The following is a 22,856-nucleotide window of genomic DNA, read 5'->3' as shown; positions in this document are numbered from 1 at the left end:
CGCGCACCCCCTTTTCAAACAGGCTCTGAAAACCACACCGGAGGCATCCATGGCCGAGTTGGCGAGCCCGCCCGCCCGCATCTGGCGCGCCATGCTGCAATTTCAGCTATTCATCCGCTTCCCGGCATTTGGCTTCACGGTCATCCTGCCATTCCTTGGCGCCGCCTCGGCCGCGCCGCGCCTGGCGCCCGCGCAGCTGGCCGGCTTGCTGGCGCTGGCGCTGGCGTTCCACAGCTTTAGCTACGTCGAGAACGATGTGATCGACCTGCCGCTCGATCGCCGGCAGCCGCTGCGCCAGGCCGACCCGCTGGTGCGCGGGGCGATCAGCCCTGCCGTGGCGCTGGCGTTCGCGCTGGCACAGGTGCCGCTGGCGCTGGCGCTGACGTTCTGGCTGGGCGCGCCGGCTACGGCCTACCTCGCGCTGGCGGCCGGCTTCGCGCTGATGACGGTGTACAACCTGTGGGGCAAGCGCGTGGCTCTGCCGGTGTCCACCGACATGGCCCAGGGGCTGGCCTGGGCCGCGCTGGCGCTGTATGGCGCGATCGTCGCGGCCGGCGCGCCCACCGGCCTGACATTCCTGCTGAGCGCGTATGTGGTGCTGTATGTGATGCTGATCAACTCCATCCACGGCAGCCTGCGCGACCTCGCCAACGACTTCGCCTGCGGCAAGCGCTCGACGGCGATCTTGCTGGGCGCGCGGCCGCTCGGCGCAACCCAGCTGCACATCCCGGCGCGGCTGCGCTTCTACGCCTTCGCGCTTCAGTACGCGCTGATCGGCCTGCTGGCCTGGCCGCTGCTGCGCAACGACCTCGGGTACGGCGCGCTAGCCTGGGCCGCCACCGCGCTGGCGCTGGCGCTGCTGGCGGCGCGCTGCCTGCAGCTGCTGGCGGCTATGCTGGCCGACGGCGTTGCCCAGGCCGATCTGATCGCGCCGGCACAGTCGCACGTGTTTCTGTCGCTGGCCATGCTGGTGGCGCTGTTCGTGGCTGCGCTGACGCCTGGCGCGCTGGCGCTGCTGCTGGCGGCCTGCATCGCCCCGCTGCTGCCCACGCAGTGGTGGGCGCGCCAGATGCGCAAGCTCGCGGCGCTGCCCCGGCGGCGCCCATGATGCGCTCGCTCGCCGCCGCGTACGAGGTGTTTCTCGCGCTGCAGCGCTTCATCCGGCTGCCGGCTTTCGGCTTCAGCGCGCTGCTCGCGCTGCTCGGCGCGGCCAGTGTCGCGCCCGGCTTGCCGGCCTGGCGGCTGTGGGGGCTGCTCGGCGCGACGCTGGCGTTCCACCAGTTCGGCTATGTGCTGAACGACGTGATCGACCTGCCGATCGACCGGCTGCATCCCGGCCGCGCCGGCTACCCGCTGGTGCGCGGCTGGCTGAAACCCTGGCATGCGCTGGCCTACGCGCTGGCGCAGATCCCGCTGGCCTTCGCCATCTCGGCCTGGCTCGGCGCGGGGGTGTGGGCCTACGCCGCGCTCGCGGCCGCGTTTCTCGGCCTCGGCGTCTACGACATGTGGGGCAAGCGCACGCGCCTGCCGCCGCTCACCGACGCGCTGCAGGGGCTGGGCTGGGCCGCGCTGGCGCTGTATGGCGCGATCGTCGCGGGCGGCGCGCCAGCCAGGCTAAGCTGGATCCTGGCCGCGTGGGTGGTGCTCTACATCGTGCTGGTGAATGGCGTGCACGGCAGCCTGCGCGACCTGGCCAGCGACACGGCGGCGGGCGCGCTCACCACGGCGATCCTGCTGGGCGCGCGGCCGGGCGCGCGCGCGCCGCTCCGGCTGCTCGGCTACACCGCCGCGCTGCAGGCCGCGCTGGCCGCGCTGGCGCTCTGGCCGCTGCTCGGCGGCAGCTTCGGCTATGCCGGTGGGGAATGGGCCGGGGTATTCGCCGCCACGCTGGCGATCCAGGCGGCCTGCGCGTGGTGCTCGGCGCTGCTGTTCTGGCCGCGCGCGGGCCTGAGCATCGTGGCGCCGGTGATGGGCTACATCATTCTCTCGCTGGTCGGCCTGATCGTCCTGTTCGGGCCATACCTCGCCCCTACGGCGCGCGCGTTCGTGCTCGCGAGCTACTTCGGCCCACTGGTAGTGCACGACTCGTTCTACCGCGTGGTTGGCTGGCTCTGGCGCCGCTGCCGGCCCGCGCTCGTCAGCGCAGCGTCTCGGTGAGCGTGGCTACCTCTAGCCCCTGCGCCGCCAGCCGATCAAGCCAGCCCGGCAGGTTCGCCACGGTCTCGGGGCGGCCGTGCATCAGCAGAATGCCGCCGTTGGCGTCGGCCGGGTGCTGAGCGGCCCAGTCGATCCAGCCGGCGATCGCCGGGTCGTCGGCGCTCCAGTGGTAGGCCACATAGCCCTCGCGCGCCACCAGCGCGGCCGTGGCAGCCGTGAAATCGCCGTAGGGGAAGCGGAAGTACGGCCGCGACGAGACGCCGGTGATCTCGTGGATGAGCTTTTCGGTCTGCTCGATCTCGGCTGCGGCGCCGTCGAGGCCGATGCGCGAGAAAAACGGGTGCGTCAGCGAGTGGTTGCTGATCTCGTGGCCGGCCGCCACGATCGCGCGCGCGGCGTCGGGGAAGGCCGTGACCCAGCGGCCGGTGACGAAGAAGGTGCCGTGCAGCCCGCGCTGCCGCAGAATATCGAGTATCTGGAAGAGCGTCTTGTCGTCGATCTCGATGTCGAATGTCAGCGCGATCTTGCGCGCGGCCGGGTTGCCGCGGCGGATCACCAGCCCGCCCGCGCCCGGTTCGGCGGCGTGGTACACCGGGATCACCAGCGGGCGATCGCCGCGCAGCGCCTCGCCATCAACAAAGTTCAGCCGGGCGATCGCCCCAGCCTCACTGCCCATGCGCTCCGCGATGCCCTCGAGCGTGTCGCCGGGCGCGGTGATGTAGGTCGCATAGCTGGCCGGCGCGGCCACTGCCGCGGGCGGCGGCGTCACGGTCGGCTCGGCAGTCGGCGGCGCCGGGGTTACTGTCGGCAGCACGGCCACCACCACCGGCCGAGCCACTGGCAGCGCCGCAGTCGGCACCGCAGTGGCCTCAAACAGGCTGCTGCTCACAAGCGCATTCGCCCGCCCGCCCACCAGCTGCATGCCCGCCAGCGCCAGCCCGCCCGCCAGCGCCAGCCCGCCGCCCAGCATCGCCAGGCGCCGCGCCAGGGCCGGCCGCGGCGCGCGCGGCGTGAACAGCAGCTCGCCGCCGGCGGCGAGTCGCAGCTGCGGCACACCCCAGCCGCGCCCCTCGCCCAGCTCGGCCAGCGCGCGCCGGCCAGCCGTCACCGCCAGGTCGATCGGCTGGCCAGCCGCCAGGTCGGCATAGCACGCCGCCGCGAAATGCGCCGAAAGCCGCGCCGGCAGCGCGCCGCCGAATGCGATCGTGGCAGGAAGCGCGGGCGTGAGCAGCGCCGAGGCCAGCGCCGGCAGCGCCGCGCTGGCCGAGGATCCGTCGCCCTGCGGGCCGGTGAGCGTCACCAGCCGCAGCCGCGCGGCGTCGGCCAGCAGCCCGGCCAGGTCGAACAGATCCATGCCACGGCGCAGCAGCAGGCGCGGCGTGCCGCGCTCGGTGTACGCCACCGGCGCGGCGCAGTGCAGCACGTGCACCGGCCCGTCGATCAGGCCGTGCTCGAGCGTGGCCGGCGTAGCGTCGCCGAGCAGCCGCAGCTCGATCGTACCGGCGCGCACCGCCGGCGCCAGCGCGCGCTCGAGCGCCGCCAGCTGAAGCTCTTCGCCGGGCGCCGCCACCGCCAGCACGCGCAGCGGGCCAGCCAGCGGCTGCGGCCCGGCCGCGGCGACGCTGCGGCTTACGCGCGCCAGGGCGTAGTCGGCGCGCAGCGCCGGCGACCACGCGCGATCCACGCCGACAGTCAGCCACTCCCAGGGCAGCGCGGCCAGCTCGGGCGGCCCGATCTGCAGCTGCAGCTGCATGCGCTTGCCCTCGCGCGCCGCAGTGCGCGCGCTGCGCAGCAGCATGTCGCGCAGCGTCGGGGTGAAGAGCGCGCGGCCAAGCGCGCGCCCAAGCTCGGCCGGGTCGCCAAGCGGCAGCCCGCCTGCCTGGGGCAGACGATCCGCCAGCAGCCGCAGCGGCGTGGGCAGCACCATATCGCTGGTGCTCTCGGCGCGCCCGGCCGCCGCGCGCACCGGGTAGGCATCGCCAAGCGTGCGCGGGCCGATCGCAATATGAAATGCGCTGACGTTCTGGTTCATCGTGGCTATCATAGCATGGAGCGGCATGGCTTTGCAAGGCGCTGTGCGCTTGTTCGAGGGCTCGTGCAACGTCGGCCCTCACCCCCTACCCCTCCCGCCTGCGGGAGAGGGGGATTATTAATTGGCTGTGTGCGCGCGGTCGCCGCCGCGACCGCACCACACAGCCAGATGTGTTTCCCCCCTCCCCTGACAGGGGAGGGGTAGGGGGAGGGGTCGACAGATTTTGCACGAGCCCTGGCGCTTGTTCGAGGGCTCGTGCGACGCCATGCCCTCCCCGCACCCCGCTCTCCCGTGCACGGGAGAATGGGATTTGTGTTGGCATCGTTTCCCGCTCCCCTGGCAACGGCAATACACGCTCCGGTCGTGTACAATAGACGCACGCACACGAGCAGAGCTAGCAGGGAGCAGGAATGTCCAATTATCAGTACCTCGGCAAAGGTCACAAATCGATCGACGGCCTCGAGAAGATCACGGGGCGCGCGCGCTATGTCGCCGACATACGACTGCCCGGCATGCTGCACGCCCGCCCGATCCTCAGCCAGTACGCCCACGCCGAGATCCGCGCGATCGACGCCGACGCGGCCCGCCGCCTGCCCGGCGTGGTGGCGGTGCTTACGGCCACCGACCTGCCGACGCGCGACCGGGCGATCAATTCGCGCCACAGCGCCGTGCTGGCGCGCGAGAAGGTGGTGTTTGTCGGCCAGCCGGTGGCGCTGGTGGTGGCCGAGAGCGAGGCGATCGCCCGCGACGCGGCCGACCTCGTGCGCGTCGAGTACAGCCCGCTCCCGGCGGTCGTCGACGTGGCGCAGGCCATCGCCCCCGGCGCGCCGGTGATCTGGCCGCGCGGCCTGCCCAAAGAGGGCATGGATCTCACCGCCGCGCACGCCGCCGTCGACAAAGACACCGAAGAAAAAGAGCGCGCGCCCTCGAACATCCACGCCGAGAATCACTACGCGCGCGGCGATATCGCCGCCGGCTTCGCCGCCGCCGACGCAGTGGTCGAGCGCACCTACCGCATGCCGATCGTCCACCAGAGCTACCTCGAGCCCAGCGCGGTCGTCGCCGAGCCCGACCCGGTCGGCGGCGGCGTGACGCTGTACGTCAGCACGCAGGGCCAGTTCGGCCTGCGCGACGAGGTGGCGCGCCTGCTGAGCCTGCCCAAGCGCAAGGTGCGCGTGGTGCCCATGACTGTCGGCGGCGGCTTTGGCGCAAAGTACGGCATTATCGAGGCGCTGGTGGCCGCAGCCGCCGTGGCGCTGGGCCAGCCGCTGCGCGTCGTGCTGACGCGCGCCGAAGATTTCCTTACCACCACGCCCGCGCCGGCCGTGCAGGTCGAGCTGAAGACCGGCGCACGCCGCGACGGCACGCTCTGCGCCATCCAGGCCCGCGTCACCTCCGACAACGGCGTGTTCCCGTTCGCAATCGCCGGCCTGGTCGGCATTCTGCTCGGCGGCTACTACAAGTGCGAGAACCTGGCGATCGACTGCTACGAGGTGTTCACCAACAAGCCGCAGGCCGGCGCCTACCGCGCGCCCGGCGCGCCTAACGCCACCTTCGCGATCGAGTCGAACATCGACGAGCTGGCGCGCGCGCTCGGCATCGACCCGCTCGAGTTCCGGCTGCGCAATGCCGCCGAGGGCGGCGACCCGATGGGCAATGGCGATGCCTGGCCCAACATCGGCCTGCGCCAGTGCCTCGAGCGCATGCGCGAGCACCCGCTCTGGCAGGCGCGCGCCGGCGACGCCGCGCCTTCCCCGGACGGCGGCCGCTATGCCGAGGGCGTCGGCCTGGCGGTGGGCGGCTGGCTGTGCGGCATGTCGCCGGCCGCCGCAGTCTGCCGCGCCGACACCGACGGCACCATCCGCATCCACGTCGGCTCGGTCGATATCTCGGGCGTGAACAGCAGCCTGGTGCTGGTGGCCGCCGAGGTGCTGGGCGTGCCGCCCGAGCAGGTCGAGATCCTCCAAGGCGACACCCAGAGCGCGCCGTTCGCCGGGCCGAGCGGCGGCAGCCAGACGACCTACAGCGTCTCGGGGGCGGTGGCCAACGCCGCGCGCGAGGTGCGCCGCAAGCTGCTCGACCTCGCCGCCGACCATTTCGAGGCCGCGATCGGCGATATCGAGATCAAAGACGGCAAGGCCCAGGTGAAGGGCGTCCCCGCCAGCGCGCTGCCGATCGGCCGGCTGGTGGCGATCGGCGAGAGCAAGGCCGGCGGCCCCGGCCCGCTGGTCGGCGAGGGCAACGCCGCCGTCGAGCAGAATGCGCCCGGCTTTGTAGCCCACCTCGCGAGGGTGCGCGTCGACCGCGAGACTGGCCAGGTGACGCCGCTGCAGTACGTGGCCGTGCAGGATGTCGGCTTTGCAATCAACCCGACCATGGTCACCGGCCAGGTGCACGGCGGCGTGGTGCAGGGCCTCGGCTGGGGCCTGCACGAGGCGATGGTCTACGACGAGTATGGCCAGCTCCTCACCGGCAGCTTCATGGACTACGACCTGCCCAAGATCGACGGCGTGCCGGAAATTGAGGCGATCTTCGTCGAGAACCCGGCGCCGCACGGGCCGTTTGGCGCGCGCGGCATCGGCGAGCCGCCGATCACTGCCGGGGCTGCGGCGCTTGCCAACGCCATCCGCGACGCGGTGGGCGCGCGCGTCACCGAGACGCCCATCCGGGCCGAGTCGCTGTGGCGCGCCTTGCAGGCTGCCGGCGATGCGTAGCTCAGCCTACGCGCCCGCCCGCTAGGCAGGAGGTTTGGAGGGTCACAGACCCTCCAAGAATCCTTCTTTTTGTGCCCAAGACACAAACTCGATGAAGTCTCAATTGATGTTTGTGCGATTTGACACGAAGGCTTGAGAATGGTACATTAGCGGGCGCGAAGCGGCCCTTCTATACGTGTGTGTATCGCAGTAGACGTGCGCCCGTTATCGGCCTGGAAAGTGTGTGACACATGCCCCCGCTGACTGAACATATCGTGATGCGCGACCTCGACATCCCCAACATTGGCGATTTCGAGGTTTACCTCCAGCACGGCGGCTACGAGTCGCTGCGCGTGGCGCTGAAAGAAAAAACGCCCGCCGACATCGTCCAGATGGTCAAAGACGCGGGCCTGCGCGGGCGCGGCGGCGCCGGCTTTCCCACCGGCGTGAAGTGGAGCTTCCTGCCCAAGGGCGTCTACCCGCGCTACCTGCTCTGCAACGCCGACGAGAGCGAGCCAGGCACGTTCAACAACCACCAGATCATCGACAAAAACCCGCACCAGCTGATCGAAGGCATCGCGATCTCGGCCTACGCGATCGAGTGCCACACCGCCTATATCTACATCCGCGGCGAGTTTGCCCACGGCGCGCGTACGCTTGAGCGCGCGATCGAGGCGGCCTACGCCAAGGGCTTCCTCGGCAAAGATATCCTCGGCACCGGCTACGACCTCGACATCTTCGTGCACCGCGGCGCCGGCGCGTATATCTGCGGCGAAGAAACCGCGCTCATGGAGTCGCTCGAGGGCAAGATCGGCCAGCCGCGCCTCAAGCCGCCATTCCCGGCGGTGGCCGGCCTGTACGCCAAGCCCACGATCATCAACAACGTCGAGACGCTCACCAACGTGCCGCGGATCATCGAGAAGGGCGTGGCCTGGTACCGCTCGTTCGGCACCGAGAAGAGCCCCGGCACCAAGGCGTTCTCGCTCTCGGGCCACGTCAACAAGCCTGGCAACTACGAGCTGCCGTTCGGCCGCACGCTGCGCGAGCTGATCTACGACCCGGCCTATGGCGCGGGCATGCGCGGCGACCGCAAGGTCAAGATCATCATTCCCGGCGGGGCCTCGGCGCCCTGGCTCACCGAGCAGCACCTCGACATCACGCTCGACTACGAAGGCGTGGCCGCGGCCGGCTCGATGCTCGGCTCGGGCGCGGTGATTGTGCTCGACGAGACCACCAGCGCCGTCGAGACGGCCTATAAGATGGACGAATTCTTCAAGCACGAGTCGTGCGGCAAGTGCACGCCCTGCCGCGAAGGCACCACCTGGCTGGTGCGCGTGCTGCACCGCATGCACGAGGGCCACGGCCGCGCCTCCGATATCCCGACGCTTCACGACATCTACAACCAGATGGCCGGCAACTGCTTCTGCCTGCTGGGCGAGAGCGCGGTGATGCCGATCAAGAGCGCGCTGAGGCTGTTCCCGCACGAGTTCGAGGCAACCATCGGCGCCGCACCGGCGCCTACCAATGGCAAGATGGCCATCCCGCTGATGCCGGCCCGCCATTAACAGCTACAAAGGCAAGAACCTATGCCCGATGTGAACCTTGTAATCGACGGCCAGGCGGTCACGGTGCCAGCCGGCACCAATATCGTCGACGCGGCGCGTGTCGGCGGCGTGGCAGTGCCGGTGTTCTGCTACCACCCCAAGATGAAGCCCGTGGGCATGTGCCGCATGTGCCTGGTCGAAGTCTATACCCCCAAGATCGACCCCGCCACCCGCCAGCCGGTGATCGGCGCCGACGGCAAGCCCGAGCTGGCCCTGATGATGGGCAAGCTCCAGGCCGGCTGCGTCACGCCCGTCAGCGAGGGCATGGTCGTGAAAACCGTCGGCGAGCGCGTCGAGTTCGCCCAGCGCGGCGTGCTCGAGTTCCTGCTCACCTCGCACCCGCTCGACTGCCCGGTGTGCGACAAGGGCGGCGAGTGCCCGCTCCAGAACCTGACGATGGAGTGGGGCCCCGGCAACTCGCGCTACGACTACTCCGACAAGCACCATAATGTCAAGCCGATCGCCCTCGGCGACCTGATCTACCTCGACCGCGAGCGCTGCATCCTGTGCGCCCGCTGCGTGCGCTTCCAGGACGAGATCGCCGGCGACCCGGTGCTTGGCTTCGATAACCGTGGCCGCGATTGGGAGATCATCTCGAAGAGCGACCCGGCCTTCGACTCGAAGTTCTCGGGCAATACCACCGATATCTGCCCGGTCGGCGCGCTTACCAGCTCCGACTTCCGCTTCAAGGCGCGCGTCTGGGAGCTGCGCTCGGTGCCTAGCGTCTGCAACCACTGCTCGGTCGGCTGCGATATCTCGCTCGATATGCGCTACAACGACTTGATGCGCGTGATGCCGCGCGAGAACGACTTTGTCAACGAGATCTGGACGTGCGACAAGGGCCGCTATGGCATGCGCTATATCGCCGGCGCCGACCGGCTCGATGCGCCCCTGATACGCCGCGCCGGCGGCTGGGCCAAGGTGAGCTGGGACGAAGCCTACCAGTACGTCGCCGATCGCCTGACGCTGCTGCGCGCGAACTATGGCGCGGCCGCGCTCGGCGGCCTGGCGGGCGCCCAGCTGCCCAACGAAGACCTGTACACCTTCCAGAAGCTGTTCCGCGAGACGCTCGGCTCAAACAACCTCGACCACCGCAAGGGCTCGGTGGCCGAGCCGGCCGCGCTCGACGATATGCCGAACATCCTCGGCGTGGGCGCGGGCACCAACCTGCTGAGCCTGGGCAAAGGCACCGCCGTGCTGGTGTTCGGCGCCGACCCCGAGGAAGAGGCCCCGCTGTATGTGCTGCGCCTGCGCGGCATCGCCGACCGCGGCGGCGAGCTGAGCGTGGTGAACAGCTACCCCACCAAGCTGGCGCGCTTCGCCGCCAACCGGGCGATCGTGCGGGCCGGCGCCGAGGCCGCCTTCGCTCAGGCGCTGCTTGGCGTAATCTTCGAAGAGGGCCTGCAAAACGACGCGCTCGCGGCGCGCCTGCGCGGCCTCGACGACCTGAAGCGCAGCGTCGGCAAGACGCCGCTGGCCGACCTGATAGCCGCGTCGGGCGTGGCCGAGGCCAGCATCCGCGCAATCGCTCGCTCGTTCGCCGCCGCCGAGAACGGCATCATCGTCTATGGCGCCGCCGCTGCAGCCGCTGGCCCGGCGCTGGCCCAGGCGCTGGCCAACCTCGCGCTCGTCGCCGGCAAGGCCGGCCGCGCCAACAGCGGCATGATCGCGCTGACGGCCGCCGGCAATACTCGCGGCGCGCTCGATATGGGCGTGCGGCCCGATCGTGGCCCAGGCGGTAGCGCCACCACCGCCGGCCTGAGCGCCCGCGAGATGTGGGCCGCCGCCAGGGCGGGTACGCTGAAGGGCATGTATATCGCCGGCCTCAATCCAGCGAAGTCGAACAACGCCGCCGCCGAAGCGCTCGGCCAGCTCGAATTTCTGGTGGTGCAAGATCTCTACCTGACCGAGACCGCCCAGCTCGCGCACGTGGTGCTGCCGGTGGCCACCGTCGCCGAGCGCGACGGCACCTTCACCAACGCCGAGCGGCGCGTCCAGCGCTTCCGCGCGGCCCGCCGCGCCCCCGGCGACGCCCCGGCCGACTGGCAGGCGTTCCAGGAGGTCGCGCGCGCGGTGCAGGCGATCAGCCCGGCCGCGCCCGCGCCGGCCGCCGCCAACAAGAAGAGCGCCAAGGCCCGCGCCGCCGAAGCCGCTAGCGCCGTGGCAGTGGCCGCGCCGCCAGCCGGCTGGGAGTACGTGGTGGCCAGCGATATCGCGGACGAGATCAGCACGCGCGTGGCCGGCTACACCGCCACAAGCTACACCAGCCTCGACCTTACGCGCAAATCGTGGGGGCGCCAACCCAACGAGGCGTTCTACTACGACGGCACATCCTACGAAAACAGCGAGGGCCTGGGCGTGCAGCTCGCAACCCTCGCCGACGATGGCAAAAGCATGTTCCAGCTGGCCTACCGCGAGCCCGCCGCGTCCGCCGCCGACGCAAGCTTCCCGCTCACGCTCGTCGCGGCGGTGCGTGCCTACGACGGCGGCGGCTGGATGCGCGGCTCGAAGCTACTGCCGCGCGCCGTGCCGGCTCACGTCATCCTGAGCGTCGCCGACGCGCAGGCGCTCGGCGTGGGCATCGGCGAGACGGTGCGCATAAGCTCGGCCACCGGCGCGCTTGAGCTGCGCGCGCAGATCGACGCCGGCCTGAGCGCGGGCGTGGTGCTGCTGCCGCTGGTGAGCGGCGTTGACCTGGCTGGCCTGCTCAGCGGGCCGCAGACGCGCGTGGCGCTCAGCAAGCTTGGATGACGCGCCTGTGGCAACATTGGGTATCGCGCTCCGGCTACGTATAGGATACATACTATGGCCTTTCTCGACATCATCATCCTGATCGTCAAGGCGCTCGTACTGGCGCTGGCCGCAACAACACTGTTCGCCTACTTTACGCTGTTCGAGCGCCTGCTGCTGGCGCGACTGCAGAACCGCATAGGGCCGAACCGCGCCGGCTACATCCCGCTGCCGGGCGGCCGCAAGATCCTCGGTGGCTGGCTCCAGCCTGCCGCCGACGCGGTCAAGCTCTTTTTCAAGGAAGATGTCACCCCGGCGCTCGCCGATAAGTGGGTCTACCTGATCTCGCCGGCGTTCGCTACCGTTCCCGCGCTGATCATCTGGGCCACCATTCCGCTGGGCTGCTGGCCTTCGGGCGGCGATGGCGTGCTGCCGCTTGGCGGCTGCGCCCCCGCCGGCGGCAGCAACTTCCTGCAGCTGGCCGAGATCAGCGTTGGCATCCTGTACCTGCTGGCGGTCACCTCGGTGGGCGTGTACGGCATCGCCATCGCCGGCTGGTCGTCGAACAACAAGTACTCGATGCTCGGCGGCGTGCGCGCCTCGGCCCAGGTGATCTCGTACGAGCTGGCGCTGGGCCTCTCGGTGCTCGCAGTCGTGATGCAGGCCGAGAGCTTCAGCACCGCCGAGATCGTCAACCGCCAGTGGGGCTGGTGGTTCATCGTGCCGCAGTTTTTGGGCTTCGTGATCTTCCTGCTCTCTTCCACCGCCGAGGTGGTGCGCGCGCCGTTCGACCTCGTCGAAGCCGAGCAGGAGCTGGTGGGCGGCTACAACACCGAATTCGGCAGCATGAAGTTCGCGCTGTTCTTCATGTCGGAATATATCAAGCTGGTGGCGATGAACGCCATCGCCGTCACGCTGTTTCTGGGGGGCTGGCACTTCCCCGGCCTGTACACGCTCGCGCAGTTCGTGACGGCGAATGCCGGCCAGTTCGCCGGCAACGCCGTGTTCGGCCTGCTCTCGCTCGGCGCGTTCCTGCTGAAGGTCACGCTGCTGTCGTTCCTGTCGGTGTGGATCCGCGCGACAGTGCCACGCGTGCGCTACGACCAGCTGATGTACCTCGGCTGGAAGATCCTGCTGCCGCTGGCGCTGTTCAACGTGGCGCTCACCGCCGTGCTGAATGTGCTGATCCCCGACAATCGCTACATCAGCGGCGGCATTGCCTTTGTGGTCGGGCTGATCGCAGTGGTGGTGGTGGCGAGCATGCGCGGGCCGCGCAAGCCGCCGGCTAGCCAGGTAACGCTGGTGAAGAAAGAAGCCAGCCGGTAAGGCGAAAATCGCCCACCCGCACAGGCCGAAATATTCGGAGAAACGCATATGCTTGGGGAAATCGTCAAAGGTCTTGGCACAACACTCAAATACCTGTTCAAAAAGCCAGTCACGGTGCAGTACCCCGAGGTCAAGCGCCCGGTGCGCGAGCGCTTCCGCGGCAGGCACGAGCTGAAGCGCTTCGAAAATGGCATGGAGCGCTGCATCGGCTGCGCGCTGTGCGCAGCGGCCTGCCCGGCCGACGCGATCCTGGTGGTGCCGGCCGAGAACAACCCCGAGCACCCGAACTCGCCGGGCGAGCGCTATGCCGCCACCTACGAGATCAACATGCTGCGCTGCATCTTCTGCGGCTACTGCGAAGACGCCTGCCCGACCAACGCGATCGTGCTTGAGCATCAGTACGAGCTATCGTTCTACGACCGCAAGTCGTCGATCTATACCAAAGAGATGCTGCTGGTGCCGCCGGAGAAGGGCCACGGCGAGATCCCGCCGATCTTGCAGCAGCTCAACCGCCGGCCAAGCCCGCCCGCGCAGATAGACCTGTAGTAGCGACGAATGACGAAGGGCGAGTGACCGACGGCCAAGATGAAACGCTGGCGTTGCCTCCTTCGTCATTGTTCTTTCGCCCTTGGTCGGAGAGAAATATATGGAGCTAGTCGTCTTCACCATCACCGCGCTGGTGGCGCTGGTTGGCGCCGTGGCCATGCTGCTGAGCAAAAACGCGGTGCACAGCGCGCTGTTCATGCTGCTGAACTTCAGCTCGATCGCCGTGCTGTACCTGCTGCTGCGCGCGCCGTTCCTGTTCGCGGTGCAGCTGATCGTCTACGCCGGCGCGATCATCGTGCTGTTCCTGTTTGTGGTGATGCTGCTGGGCGCCGAGCGCGCCGAAGACGACCGCGACCGGATCGCGTGGCAGCGGCCGCTGGCGATCCTGATGGCTGCGCTGCTGCTGGGCGAGGCGCTGTACGTGTTCTTCGCGCGCGCCAACACCTCGCTGGCCAGCCCGGCCACACCAACCGAAGATTTTGCCACGCCGGTGAAGATCGGCGAAGCCTTGTTCAGCACCTACCTGCTGCCATTCGAGATCACCTCGGTGATCTTGCTGGCGGCGCTGGTGGGTGTGGTTGTGCTGCACCAGCACCGCCAGGCCGCCGAGAGCTAAAGCAATTTTGGGTGTTGGGTTTTGAATTGCCGAAGACGTAGCTCAACATTCAAAACTCAACACTTCGGAGCGAATGATGGTTCCAACCAGCTACTATGTACTGCTCAGTGCGGCGCTGTTCGCAATCGGCGTGGTGGGTGTGCTGACGCGCCGCAACGCGCTGATCGTGTTTATGTCGGTCGAGATGATGCTGAACTCGGCGAACCTCGCGCTGGTGGCCTTCGCGCAGCGCTGGCAGTCGGCCAATGGCCAGATCCTGGTGTTCTTCGTGATCACCGTGGCCGCCGCCGAGGTGGCAGTGGGCCTGGCGCTGCTGGTGACGATCTTCCGCGCGAAACGCACCACCGACATCGACGAGATCAACACCTTACGGGGTTAGGACGACCGACGACCGATGGACGGCGGCCGCAACACGCTCGCTGCGGCCGTGGCCGATGGTCGGTGGCCGGTATTGTCGAGGAACTTCAATGTCTGATCTGACCTGGATTGTCGTGTTGATCCCAGCATTCCCGCTGCTGGGCTTTTTGCTGAACACCTTTGTGATCCGCAACGAGCGCCAGGCCGGGCTGCTGGCGAGCGCGATGGTGGCGCTGTCGTTTGTCGCCACGCTTGCCTCGATCGCGGTGCTGCAATCGCTGCAGGTGGCCGGCGCAGGCGCCGAAGCCGCCGCCGAGGCCAAGCACCACATCGACTTCGTGCTGTGGGAGTGGATGACGATCGGCACGTTCCGCGTTCCGTTCGGCCTGCTGTTCGACCAGCTGACCGCCGTGATGGCGCTGCTCGTCACCGGCGTGGGCGGGCTCATTCACGTCTTCTCAATCGGCTATATGCACGGCGACGCGCGGCCGGTGCGCTACTTCGCCTACCTCAACCTGTTCATCGTCGCCATGCTGTTCCTGATCATGGGCGACAATCTGCTGCTGCTGTTTCTGGGCTGGGAGGGCGTGGGCCTGTGCTCGTTCCTGCTGATCAGCCACTGGTTCGACCGCAAAAGCGTGCCGCCGGGGATTGTGCCCTCCGAGGCCGCAGTGAAGGCGTTTGTGGCCAACCGCGTCGGCGACGCCGGCATGCTGCTGGCCATGATGGCGATCTTCGCTAGCCTCGGCACGCTCACATTCTACGGCCAGGCGGGCGGCGATGCCGGCTACCTCGAGCGCACCGCCGAGGTAGGCCGCCAGGTAGTGAATGTCGGCATCCTCGGCCAGATGAGCATCCTCACGCTGATCACCCTGCTGATGCTGGTGGGCGTCACCGGCAAGTCGGCGCAGGTGCCGCTGTTTGTGTGGCTGCCCGACGCCATGGCTGGCCCCACCCCAGTGTCGGCGCTGATCCACGCCGCCACCATGGTCACGTCGGGCGTGTACCTGATCGCGCGCAACCACACGCTGTTCAGCGACCTCGCCAGCGGCACCGCCCCGTGGGTTGTCGGCATCGGCGTGCTCACGGCGCTGCTCGCGGCCAGCGCGGCGGTCACCCAGTGGGATATCAAGCGCGTGCTGGCGTACTCCACCGTCTCGCAGCTGGGCTACATGGTTGCGGCGGTGGGCATGGGCGCCTACGTGGCCGGCATGTTCCATCTGCTCACGCACGGTGTGTTCAAGGCACTGCTGTTCCTCGGCTCGGCGTCGATCATCCACGGCACCCACGAGACGCAAGACATGCGGCGGATGGGCGGGCTGCGCGCCAAGATGCCCACGACCTTCTGGACGTACATGGTCGGCGCGCTGGCGCTGGCCGGCATCTTCCCGTTCGCCGGCTTCTGGAGCAAAGACGAGATCATCGCGCAGGCGTTCGATACTGGCAGCCCGCTCACCGGCATCGTCCTGATCATCTCCTCGCTGCTCACGGCCTTCTATATGGGCCGCCAGGTGGCGCTGGTGTTCTGGGGCAAGCCGCGCGACGCGCACGCCGAGCACGCGCACGAGAGCACCGGCGGCATGAAGATCGTGCTGATCATCCTGGGCGTCGGCGCGATCATCGCCGGGGTGATGAACCTGCCCGGCCTGCACTGGCTCGATAGCTACCTGCATCCGGTGCTGGGCGAAGAGCCCGCGCCATATACGATCGGCAAGGGCGTGCTGGCCGCTGTGGTGACGCTGCTGGCCGGCGCGTCGATGTATGGCGGCTGGTACCTGTATGCCCGCGTGCTCGAGGCCAAGATCAAGCCCGGCAAAGACGACCCCGGCTTCCGCTACGCCGGCGATATCTGGCGCGGCGCCGAGCTGGCCTGGGGCTTCGACTGGTTCTACAGCCGCGTGATCGTGCGCGGCTACCGCATGCTCGCCGGCTTCCTGGCCAGCGTGTTCGACCAGCAGGGCATCGATGGCATCCTGGTCGACGGCGTCGGCCGGGTGTTCGGCAGCCTGGCAAGCCTGTTCCGGCGCGGCCAGACTGGCTATATCCGCAACTATGCCTGGGTGTTCTTTGTGGGCGTGGTTGTGCTCGTCGGCTACTTCGCGTTCGTGTAGCTATGAGCTATGGGCTACGAGTTCTGAAGTATTCACAGCAACACAACGCTCATCACTCGTAGCTCATAACTTTCAGAACTGGGGACTAATGTGAACCAGCTAGGCTTTCCTCTGCTCTCGCTCGTGCTCTGGCTGCCCACGCTCGGCGCGCTGGCGCTGCTGCTGGTGCCGCGCGAGAACGTCGGCGCACAGCGCATTCTGGCGCTGCTGTTCGCGCTGGCGGCGCTGGCGGCCTCGCTGCCGCTGTACTTCCTGTTCGAGCTTGGCAAGGGCTTCCAGTTCGCCGACGCCCTGCCGTGGGTGCCCTCGTGGGGTATTGGCTACGGCGTGTCGATCGACGGCGTGAGCCTGTGGCTGGTGCTGCTTACCACCTTCCTTACCCCGATCACGCTGATCTCGACATGGGACTCGGTGCACAAGGACTTCCGCAGCTTTCAGATCCTCATGCTGCTGCTCGAAACCGGCATGATCGGCGTGTTCGTGGCGCAGGATCTGTTTCTGTTCTATATCTTCTGGGAGTTCACGCTCATCCCCATGGCGCTGCTGATCGGCATCTGGGGCAGCGCCAACCGCGTGCGCGCGGCGGTGAAGTTCTTCCTGTATACCTTCGCCGGCTCGGTGTTCATGCTGCTCGGCATCATCGCGCTGTACCTGCTCAACCGCCAGGCCACCGGCACCGGCACCTTCGACATCGCCACGCTCCAGCAGAACCTGGCCAGCGGCGCGCTCAAGCTCGATACCACCGCCGGCCGGCTGCTGTTCGCCTCGTTCTTCCTGGCGTTCGCGATCAAGGTGCCGCTGTGGCCATTCCACACCTGGCTGCCGCTGGCGCACACCGAGGCGCCCACCGCCGGCTCGGTGATCCTGGCTGGCGTGCTGCTGAAGCTCGGCGGCTACGGCCTGATCCGCTTTAACCTGCAGCTGTTCCCCGAGGCCGCGCGCTGGGCCGCCCCGGCGATTGGCGTGCTGGCGGTGATCGGCATCCTGTACGGCGCGATGGTCTCGTTCGCTCAGACCGATATGAAAAAGCTGGTGGCCTACTCGTCGGTGAGCCACCTCGGCTTTGTGGTGCTGGGCATCTTCGCGCTGAACCAGCAGGGCATCGCTGGCGCGCTACTGCAGATGGTGAACCACGGCCTCTCGACCGGCGCGCTGTTCCTGGTGGTGGGCTACATCTACGAGCGCCGCCACACCCGCGAGATGTCGGCGTTCGGCGGGCTGTGGAAGGTCATGCCGGTGTACGGCGGCCTGGCGCTGGCGATGGTGATGTCGTCGGTGGGCCTGCCGGGCCTGAACGGCTTTGTCGGCGAGTACACGATCATGCAGGGCACATACCTCTCCGAGGCGCTCGGCGGCGGGTTTGTAGCCTTCGCGGTGATCGGCGTGATCTTCGCGGCCACCTACCTGCTGCGCATGTTCCGGCTCACGTTCATGGGCGATGTGACTACCCCTGAGAACGCCGAGCTGCGCGACATCAGCCCGCGCGAGACGGCGCTGCTGGTGCTGCTGCTGGTGCCGATCGTGGTGATCGGCGTGTACCCGAACCTGCTGTTCGCGCCAATGCAGCCCTCGATCGAAGGCATCGCGCAGACGCTTTCGGCCGTGGTGGCGAGCGTGCGCTAGGCATTGTAGAACTTACGCAGTTGGTGTGCTCGGCCTTCGGCAGAGCGGTACTATCCGATGCATCGTGTGCAATTTTCCGCGCTGCGTTGGGAAAATCGCGCAGAGAAGATCGACAGGTACCATCAACCAACAAACGATTTGTTAAAGGTTTTCTATGCCTCCAATTCAAATTCCTGCGGTTGACATCGGCGTGTCGCTCCAGCTCCTGATCGTATTCGGCGGCGCCATGGTGCTGCTGATGGCCGATCTCTTCACGGGGCCGGGCAGCAAGCGCTTGATCGGCTACCTGGCGCTGCTGGTTGTGGCCGGCGCAGCGGCGGCCGGCGTGCCCCTCTGGAACGGCAACGGCAGCACATTCGGCGGCATGCTGGTGCTCGACAACTTCGCGCTGACGCTGAACTGGATCTTCCTGCTCAGCACCGCGATCACGATCTTCATCTCGCTCGACTACCTGCCGCGCCAGGGGATCGAGCGCGGCGAGTACTACGCGCTGGTGCTGTTCGCGGCCGGCGGCATGATGCTGCTGGCGCAGGGCACCGACCTGATCGTGCTGTTCCTGGGGCTCGAGCTGCTGTCGATCACGCTGTATGTATTGGCCGGCTTCGCCTACCCGCGCCTCACCTCGGAAGAGGCGGCGATGAAGTACCTGCTGATCGGCGCCTTCGCCGCCGGCTTCCTGGTGTTCGGCATTGCGCTGCTGTACGGCGCCACCGGCACCTCGAGCCTGGTGGGCATCGCCCAGAAGCTTGGCAGCGGGCTGGCGGCCGACGACGTGGCGTTTATGCTGGCGGGCGCGGCGCTGGTAATCATCGGCTTCGGCTACAAAATCTCGATGGCGCCGTTCCACATGTGGACGCCCGACGTCTACGAGGGCTCGCCTACGCCGGTGGCGGCGTTTATGTCGGTGGGCACCAAGGGCGCGGGCTTCGCCGCGCTGGCGCGGCTGCTGCTGGTGGCGCTCGGCTCGCAGTACGCCACATGGGCGGTCATCCTGGCCATCCTGGCGGCCATCACCATGCTGATCGGCAATATCTCGGCGGTGGCGCAGACGAACGTCAAGCGCATGCTGGCCTACTCGAGCATCGGCCACGCCGGCTACATCCTCATGGGCGTGCTGGCGGCGGGCGGCGCGGCCGGCGCCAGCCGCGGCGTCGAGGGCTTCCTGTTCTACCTGCTGGCCTACTCGCTCACCAACCTTGGCGCGTTCGCGGTGCTGATCGCGCTCGAGCAGCGCGGCGAGGCCGCCTGGGATATGGGCGACTTCGCCGGGCTGTGGCACCGCCAGCCGTTCCTGGCGGTAGCCATGGCGCTGTGCATGTTCTCGCTGGCCGGCGTGCCGCCTACCGCCGGCTTCTGGGGCAAGTTCTACGTCTTCGCCGCCGCCTGGGAGGCCGGGTTGCAGTGGCTGGCGATTGTCGGCGTGATCACCTCGGCGATCGCGGCGTTCTTTTACCTGCGGATCATCGTGCAGATGTTCATGCGCGACCCAGTGCGCGATGTGCGCCCGGTGCTCGATCGCAACCTGGCGATCGGCGTGGGCCTGGCGGCGCTTGGCGTGATTGTGTTCGGCATTATCCCTACGCCGGTGATCGACCTGGTGCAAAGCTCGGTGCTGGCGCTGGGGCGCTAGCAGCCTATAGCACTAACTCCGTCTGATCGCTTGCTTGTATGCCCTGCCAGGCTTCGCCGGGCAGGGCATCATAAAAAGAAACTTCGGGGGCGGCTTCGCCACCCCCAAACCACCACTCTAAAGAGCGAAAGGGGTTCAGGACGGCTTCAACGCCCTGAACCCCTCTTTTTGCGAGAGCGAAGGCCGCCAGCCTATTTAGTACCCTTCGCGGTGTAGATCACCGTCCCGGTTCCGCCCGCCTGCGTGGCGTCGAACGCGCCAATCACCAGGCTGATGGTGCCGTGGTCGTAGGCGTTCAGAAAGATGCCGCCCTGCTGGCCTGGCATGCCCCGCGCCTCGACCCAGCCGTTCGCGCTGGTGATCTGCTGCTTGTAGAAGTCCACCACCTCTTGCAAGCTCGCGCTCGACTGGTAGACCTTCTCCTGGATGGTATCTTTCTTGATCTGGTACTGCTCAAGTACGCCCGGCACCTGGGCCTGCCAGCCCTCGATAATCTGGTTGATCTTCTGGTTGTCGCCCTTTTCTAAGGCAGTGGCCTTGGGCGGATCGGGCACTGCAACATCGGCGGTCGAGCCGCCACAGCCGGCCAGCGCCAGCCCGAGCAGTATCAGCACTACGAGCGCGCGTCGCATATCCGAGGGTTCCTTTCGTGCGTAATCCGACAAACGCCCGCTAGTGTACCACAAAACCCCGCGCGGCCCGCGCTGGTGCGAGAACAAAGGCCGGCGCGGCTTCAGCGCCGGTGGCGCATGCCTCAGGGAGCGCCAGCAGGCCATTTCGCGCCCTGAGCATGCGCGCACGGCCTGGCTTGCCGGCACGGCCTGGCTTTGATCCTCGAGCTTGGGCGCTGCCCGGCAGCCTCAGGTGGCCGCGCCAGGAGCCAGGCTAGCGCTGTGGTGCACGCGACGGCAGGCGCCGCGCCACCAACATACCGGCCAGCGCCACGCCGATCATGATCGCATCTTGCGTCAGCAGCCCGGCCTGCGAAACACCCGCGGCCGTGCTCGCGCCGCCAATAATCGCGCCGCCCAGGCCCGCGCCCAGCGCCACGCCCAGCACATTCGCCAGCTGCAGCGCCGACGACGCGCTGCCTTCCTGGCCGGGCGGCGCGGCTTCGAGCACCACCAGCGCGTTGGTCGAGAAGGCGATGCCCATGCCCAGGCCGGCGACACCCCAGGCCAGCGGCGCCAGCAGCAGCGGCGCCAGCGCCGCCTGTGTCGCGGCAATGCCGGCGCTGCCGAGCGCGATCAGCGCCAGCCCGGCCACCACCATCACGCGGCGGCTCTGGCGCGCTGCCAAGTGCGCCTGCACCCACGAGCCGGTGGTCCACGTCAGCGTCGCGGCGGTGAGCGCCAGCCCGGCCAGGCTCGCGCTCTGGCCACGGCTGGTCAGCGCCAGCGGGATGAACGAGTCGACGCCGAAAAATGCCAGGTTCAGCAGGCCGTGGGCCGCCACCGCAGCCGGCAGGCCCGGCGCGGCGCGCAGGGTGCCGGGGGGCAGCAGGCGGCGCAGCGCCGGCAGCGCCAGCGCCAGGCCCGCCACGATCAGCGCCGCGCGCAGTGGCAGCGATCCACCGCTCAGCCCAGCCAGCGCCAGCCCAGCGCCGCCGGCGAGCGCCAGCGCGGCCAGGCTGGTAGCCCACTCGCGCGAGCCCTGGCCGCTACCGGCCAGCCCGCGCAGCCCCGGCAGCGCGAGCGCGGCGCCACACAGCACCAGCGGCACCAGGCCGAGAAACACCCAGCGCCAGCCGACGCTGTCGGCGATCAGGCCGGCGGCGGCGGGGCCAACCAGCCCCGGCACCACCCAGGCGCTCGACACCACCGCAAGCATGCGCGGCTTGAGCGCCTCGGGGTAGCCGCGCCCGATCGTCACGTAGGCCACCGACGAAAGCACGCCGGCGCCAAAGCCCTGCACCGCGCGCCCGGCGATCACCGCCGGCATTGAGGGCGCCAGGCCCACCACCAGCAGGCCAAGCACGAACACGCCGCTGCCAAGCAGAAATGGCCGGGCAGGCCCGTGCCGGTCGGCGGTAGCGCCGGTGAGAATAATGCCGATCAGATTGGCGAGCATAAACGCGCTGAAGGCCCAGCCATACAGCCCCAGCCCGCCCAGGTCGCGCACGGTGGCGGGCAGGGTTGTGGCCACCGCCAGCGCCTCGAACGCCGTGCCCGAGACCGTCAGGATCAGCCCGATCGTCAGCTGGCGGTGCGCGCGGCCCCAGATGCTAGCGCCGGCTGTGGCGTGCGGCTGGGGCTGTGTCAATTCTTGAAGCATACGATTGTATTCCGCTTCTCTAGCGGCGCGGCGCGCCGGTTGCTGAGAACATCACTATAGCGCATAATGGGCACGCATAGCTCGGCCTGGCGGCCCGGATGTGACCTGATCGGATGGGCAGGCCGGCAGCAGGAGGGCCACACGATGGCAGCAATGCCCGTACCATCGCTGAATGCAATCGAGACGCACGAGCTAACGCGCGCCTTCGGGCCGCGCACCGCAGTCGAGAAGCTCACGCTGAGCATTCCGGCCGGCACGGTGTTTGGCTTCCTGGGGCCGAACGGCGCCGGCAAGACCACCACGGTGCGCATGCTCACCGCGCTGATCGCGCCAACCTCCGGCGAGGCGCTGGTTCTTGGGCGCCAGCTCGGCCGCGAGAACGACGCGATCCGCCGCGCCGTCGGCATCCTCACCGAGACGCCCGGCCTGTATGAGCGGCTCAGCGCGCGCCAGAACCTGGTGTTCTTCGCGCGGCTGTACGGCCTCGGCAACGCGCGCGCCGACGCTCAGGCCGAGCGCTACCTACGCCTGCTGGGGCTGTGGGATCGGCGCGACGACCGGGTGGGCAGCTTTTCGAAGGGCATGCGCCAGAAGATCGCCATCGCCCGCGCGCTGCTGCACGAGCCGGCAGTGGTGTTTCTCGACGAGCCGACCGCCGGGCTCGACCCCGAGGCCAGCCGCATGGTGCGCGAGTTCATCAAGAGCCTGCGCGCCGGCGGACGCACGATCTTTCTCACCACCCATAACCTGCCCGAGGCCGACGAGCTATGCGACCTGATTGGAGTATTTCGCGGCCACCTGCTCAAGCTCGACACGCCGGCCAACCTGCGCGCCGGCCTGTTCGGCAGCGGCACACGCGTGCGCCTGGCCGGCGACGCACAGCGCTGGCTCGACCTGGCGCGCGCCCAGCCGGCGGTGCGCGCGGCCAGCGCCCAGGGCGACACGCTGGAGCTGCGCGTCGACGCGCCCGACGAGCACAACCCGGCGCTGGTGCTGGCGCTGGCAAGTGCCGGCGCGCCCATCCGTTATGTCGAGCCAATCAGCCATTCGCTGGAAGACGTCTACCTGGAGCTGATCCAGGAAGACGCCGGTTGAAAAGCTACACGATCTACGCGGCCGCACGCGTGGTGTGCTGATGCAACCTGCGGCAGTCTGTG

16 protein-coding genes are annotated in these 22,856 nt (G+C 68.4%); 13 read left to right on the top strand and 3 right to left on the bottom strand.

Features of this window, described 5'->3' with window-relative positions:
• Window positions 1-49 precede the first annotated feature (49 nt).
• Window positions 50-1,108, top strand: a complete 1,059-nt coding sequence (locus U0177_RS04945) for a UbiA family prenyltransferase (protein WP_409569488.1) — start codon at window positions 50-52, stop codon at window positions 1,106-1,108.
• Window positions 1,105-2,157: a UbiA family prenyltransferase gene (locus U0177_RS04940; RefSeq protein WP_409569487.1), complete on the top strand. Its 1,053-nt coding sequence runs from the start codon at window positions 1,105-1,107 to the stop codon at window positions 2,155-2,157. The genes U0177_RS04945 and U0177_RS04940 overlap by 4 nt, the downstream gene beginning before the upstream one ends.
• Here U0177_RS04940 and U0177_RS04935 read toward each other — a convergent pair.
• Window positions 2,138-4,189: a polysaccharide deacetylase family protein gene (locus U0177_RS04935; RefSeq protein ID WP_409569486.1), complete on the bottom strand. Its 2,052-nt coding sequence runs from the start codon at window positions 4,187-4,189 to the stop codon at window positions 2,138-2,140. The genes U0177_RS04940 and U0177_RS04935 overlap by 20 nt on opposite strands.
• 410 nt (window positions 4,190-4,599) lie before the next feature.
• On the opposite strand from U0177_RS04935, the gene U0177_RS04930 reads away from it, so the two are divergent.
• The 10 genes from U0177_RS04930 (at window position 4,600) to U0177_RS04885 (ending at window position 19,425) form a co-directional block, all read left to right on the top strand.
• Window positions 4,600-6,903 carry a xanthine dehydrogenase family protein molybdopterin-binding subunit gene (locus U0177_RS04930; RefSeq protein WP_409569485.1) on the top strand — a complete coding sequence of 768 codons (2,304 nt, stop codon included), beginning with the start codon at window positions 4,600-4,602 and terminating at the stop codon, window positions 6,901-6,903.
• Between the two features lie 230 nt (window positions 6,904-7,133).
• Window positions 7,134-8,447, top strand: a complete 1,314-nt coding sequence (gene nuoF, locus U0177_RS04925) for an NADH-quinone oxidoreductase subunit NuoF (protein WP_409569484.1) — start codon at window positions 7,134-7,136, stop codon at window positions 8,445-8,447.
• Window positions 8,448-8,468: 21 nt separating this feature from the next.
• Entirely contained in the window at window positions 8,469-11,237 is a 2,769-nt protein-coding gene (gene nuoG / locus U0177_RS04920; protein ID WP_409569483.1) for an NADH-quinone oxidoreductase subunit NuoG, read from the top strand.
• Between the two features lie 54 nt (window positions 11,238-11,291).
• Window positions 11,292-12,542, top strand: a complete 1,251-nt coding sequence (gene nuoH, locus U0177_RS04915; RefSeq protein WP_409569482.1) for an NADH-quinone oxidoreductase subunit NuoH — start codon at window positions 11,292-11,294, stop codon at window positions 12,540-12,542.
• A 48-nt stretch (window positions 12,543-12,590) separates the two neighbouring features.
• Window positions 12,591-13,088 (top strand): NADH-quinone oxidoreductase subunit NuoI, encoded by a 498-nt coding sequence (nuoI, locus tag U0177_RS04910; protein ID WP_409569481.1) that lies wholly within the window; start codon window positions 12,591-12,593, stop codon window positions 13,086-13,088.
• Window positions 13,089-13,188: 100 nt separating this feature from the next.
• On the top strand, window positions 13,189-13,704 hold the full coding sequence (locus U0177_RS04905; RefSeq protein ID WP_409569480.1) for an NADH-quinone oxidoreductase subunit J: 516 nt from the start codon (window positions 13,189-13,191) through the stop codon (window positions 13,702-13,704).
• Window positions 13,705-13,780: 76 nt separating this feature from the next.
• Window positions 13,781-14,083, top strand: a complete 303-nt coding sequence (gene nuoK, locus U0177_RS04900; RefSeq protein ID WP_409569728.1) for an NADH-quinone oxidoreductase subunit NuoK — start codon at window positions 13,781-13,783, stop codon at window positions 14,081-14,083.
• Between the two features lie 88 nt (window positions 14,084-14,171).
• Window positions 14,172-16,172 (top strand): NADH-quinone oxidoreductase subunit L, encoded by a 2,001-nt coding sequence (nuoL, locus tag U0177_RS04895; RefSeq protein ID WP_409569479.1) that lies wholly within the window; start codon window positions 14,172-14,174, stop codon window positions 16,170-16,172.
• Between the two features lie 90 nt (window positions 16,173-16,262).
• Window positions 16,263-17,795 carry a NuoM family protein gene (locus U0177_RS04890; RefSeq protein ID WP_409569478.1) on the top strand — a complete coding sequence of 511 codons (1,533 nt, stop codon included), beginning with the start codon at window positions 16,263-16,265 and terminating at the stop codon, window positions 17,793-17,795.
• A 154-nt stretch (window positions 17,796-17,949) separates the two neighbouring features.
• Window positions 17,950-19,425, top strand: coding sequence for an NADH-quinone oxidoreductase subunit N (locus U0177_RS04885; RefSeq protein ID WP_409569477.1), 1,476 nt, complete (start codon window positions 17,950-17,952; stop codon window positions 19,423-19,425).
• 191 nt (window positions 19,426-19,616) lie between these two features.
• Here U0177_RS04885 and U0177_RS04880 read toward each other — a convergent pair whose 3' ends face one another.
• Together U0177_RS04880 and U0177_RS04875 are read right to left on the bottom strand one after the other, a co-directional pair.
• Window positions 19,617-20,057 (bottom strand): hypothetical protein, encoded by a 441-nt coding sequence (locus U0177_RS04880; RefSeq protein WP_409569476.1) that lies wholly within the window; start codon window positions 20,055-20,057, stop codon window positions 19,617-19,619.
• A gap of 253 nt (window positions 20,058-20,310) precedes the next feature.
• A complete protein-coding gene (locus U0177_RS04875; RefSeq protein WP_409569475.1) occupies window positions 20,311-21,699 on the bottom strand; it encodes an MFS transporter in 1,389 nt (462 codons plus the stop codon).
• A gap of 168 nt (window positions 21,700-21,867) precedes the next feature.
• Here U0177_RS04875 and U0177_RS04870 point away from each other — a divergent pair, with 168 nt between their 5' ends.
• A complete protein-coding gene (locus tag U0177_RS04870) occupies window positions 21,868-22,794 on the top strand; it encodes an ATP-binding cassette domain-containing protein (protein ID WP_409569727.1) in 927 nt (308 codons plus the stop codon).
• Window positions 22,795-22,856: the final 62 nt, after the last annotated feature.

Source organism: Kouleothrix sp. (genome assembly GCF_046328425.1).
In the GTDB taxonomy this organism is placed as follows: domain Bacteria; phylum Chloroflexota; class Chloroflexia; order Chloroflexales; family Roseiflexaceae; genus Kouleothrix.
The sequence above is the reverse complement of the archived record's forward strand: the minus strand, read 5'-3'. Positions and strand labels throughout refer to the sequence as shown.

Coding starts and splice junctions, on each gene's coding strand:
- U0177_RS04945 (WP_409569488.1), top strand. CDS start 50: ATGGCCGAGTTGGCGAGCCCGCCCGCCCGCATCTGGCGCGCCATGCTG.
- U0177_RS04940 (WP_409569487.1), top strand. CDS start 1,105: ATGATGCGCTCGCTCGCCGCCGCGTACGAGGTGTTTCTCGCGCTGCAG.
- U0177_RS04935 (WP_409569486.1), bottom strand. CDS start 4,189: ATGAACCAGAACGTCAGCGCATTTCATATTGCGATCGGCCCGCGCACG.
- U0177_RS04930 (WP_409569485.1), top strand. CDS start 4,600: ATGTCCAATTATCAGTACCTCGGCAAAGGTCACAAATCGATCGACGGC.
- nuoF (WP_409569484.1), top strand. CDS start 7,134: ATGCCCCCGCTGACTGAACATATCGTGATGCGCGACCTCGACATCCCC.
- nuoG (WP_409569483.1), top strand. CDS start 8,469: ATGCCCGATGTGAACCTTGTAATCGACGGCCAGGCGGTCACGGTGCCA.
- nuoH (WP_409569482.1), top strand. CDS start 11,292: ATGGCCTTTCTCGACATCATCATCCTGATCGTCAAGGCGCTCGTACTG.
- nuoI (WP_409569481.1), top strand. CDS start 12,591: ATGCTTGGGGAAATCGTCAAAGGTCTTGGCACAACACTCAAATACCTG.
- U0177_RS04905 (WP_409569480.1), top strand. CDS start 13,189: ATGGAGCTAGTCGTCTTCACCATCACCGCGCTGGTGGCGCTGGTTGGC.
- nuoK (WP_409569728.1), top strand. CDS start 13,781: ATGGTTCCAACCAGCTACTATGTACTGCTCAGTGCGGCGCTGTTCGCA.
- nuoL (WP_409569479.1), top strand. CDS start 14,172: ATGTCTGATCTGACCTGGATTGTCGTGTTGATCCCAGCATTCCCGCTG.
- U0177_RS04885 (WP_409569477.1), top strand. CDS start 17,950: ATGCCTCCAATTCAAATTCCTGCGGTTGACATCGGCGTGTCGCTCCAG.
- U0177_RS04880 (WP_409569476.1), bottom strand. CDS start 20,057: ATGCGACGCGCGCTCGTAGTGCTGATACTGCTCGGGCTGGCGCTGGCC.
- U0177_RS04875 (WP_409569475.1), bottom strand. CDS start 21,699: ATGCTTCAAGAATTGACACAGCCCCAGCCGCACGCCACAGCCGGCGCT.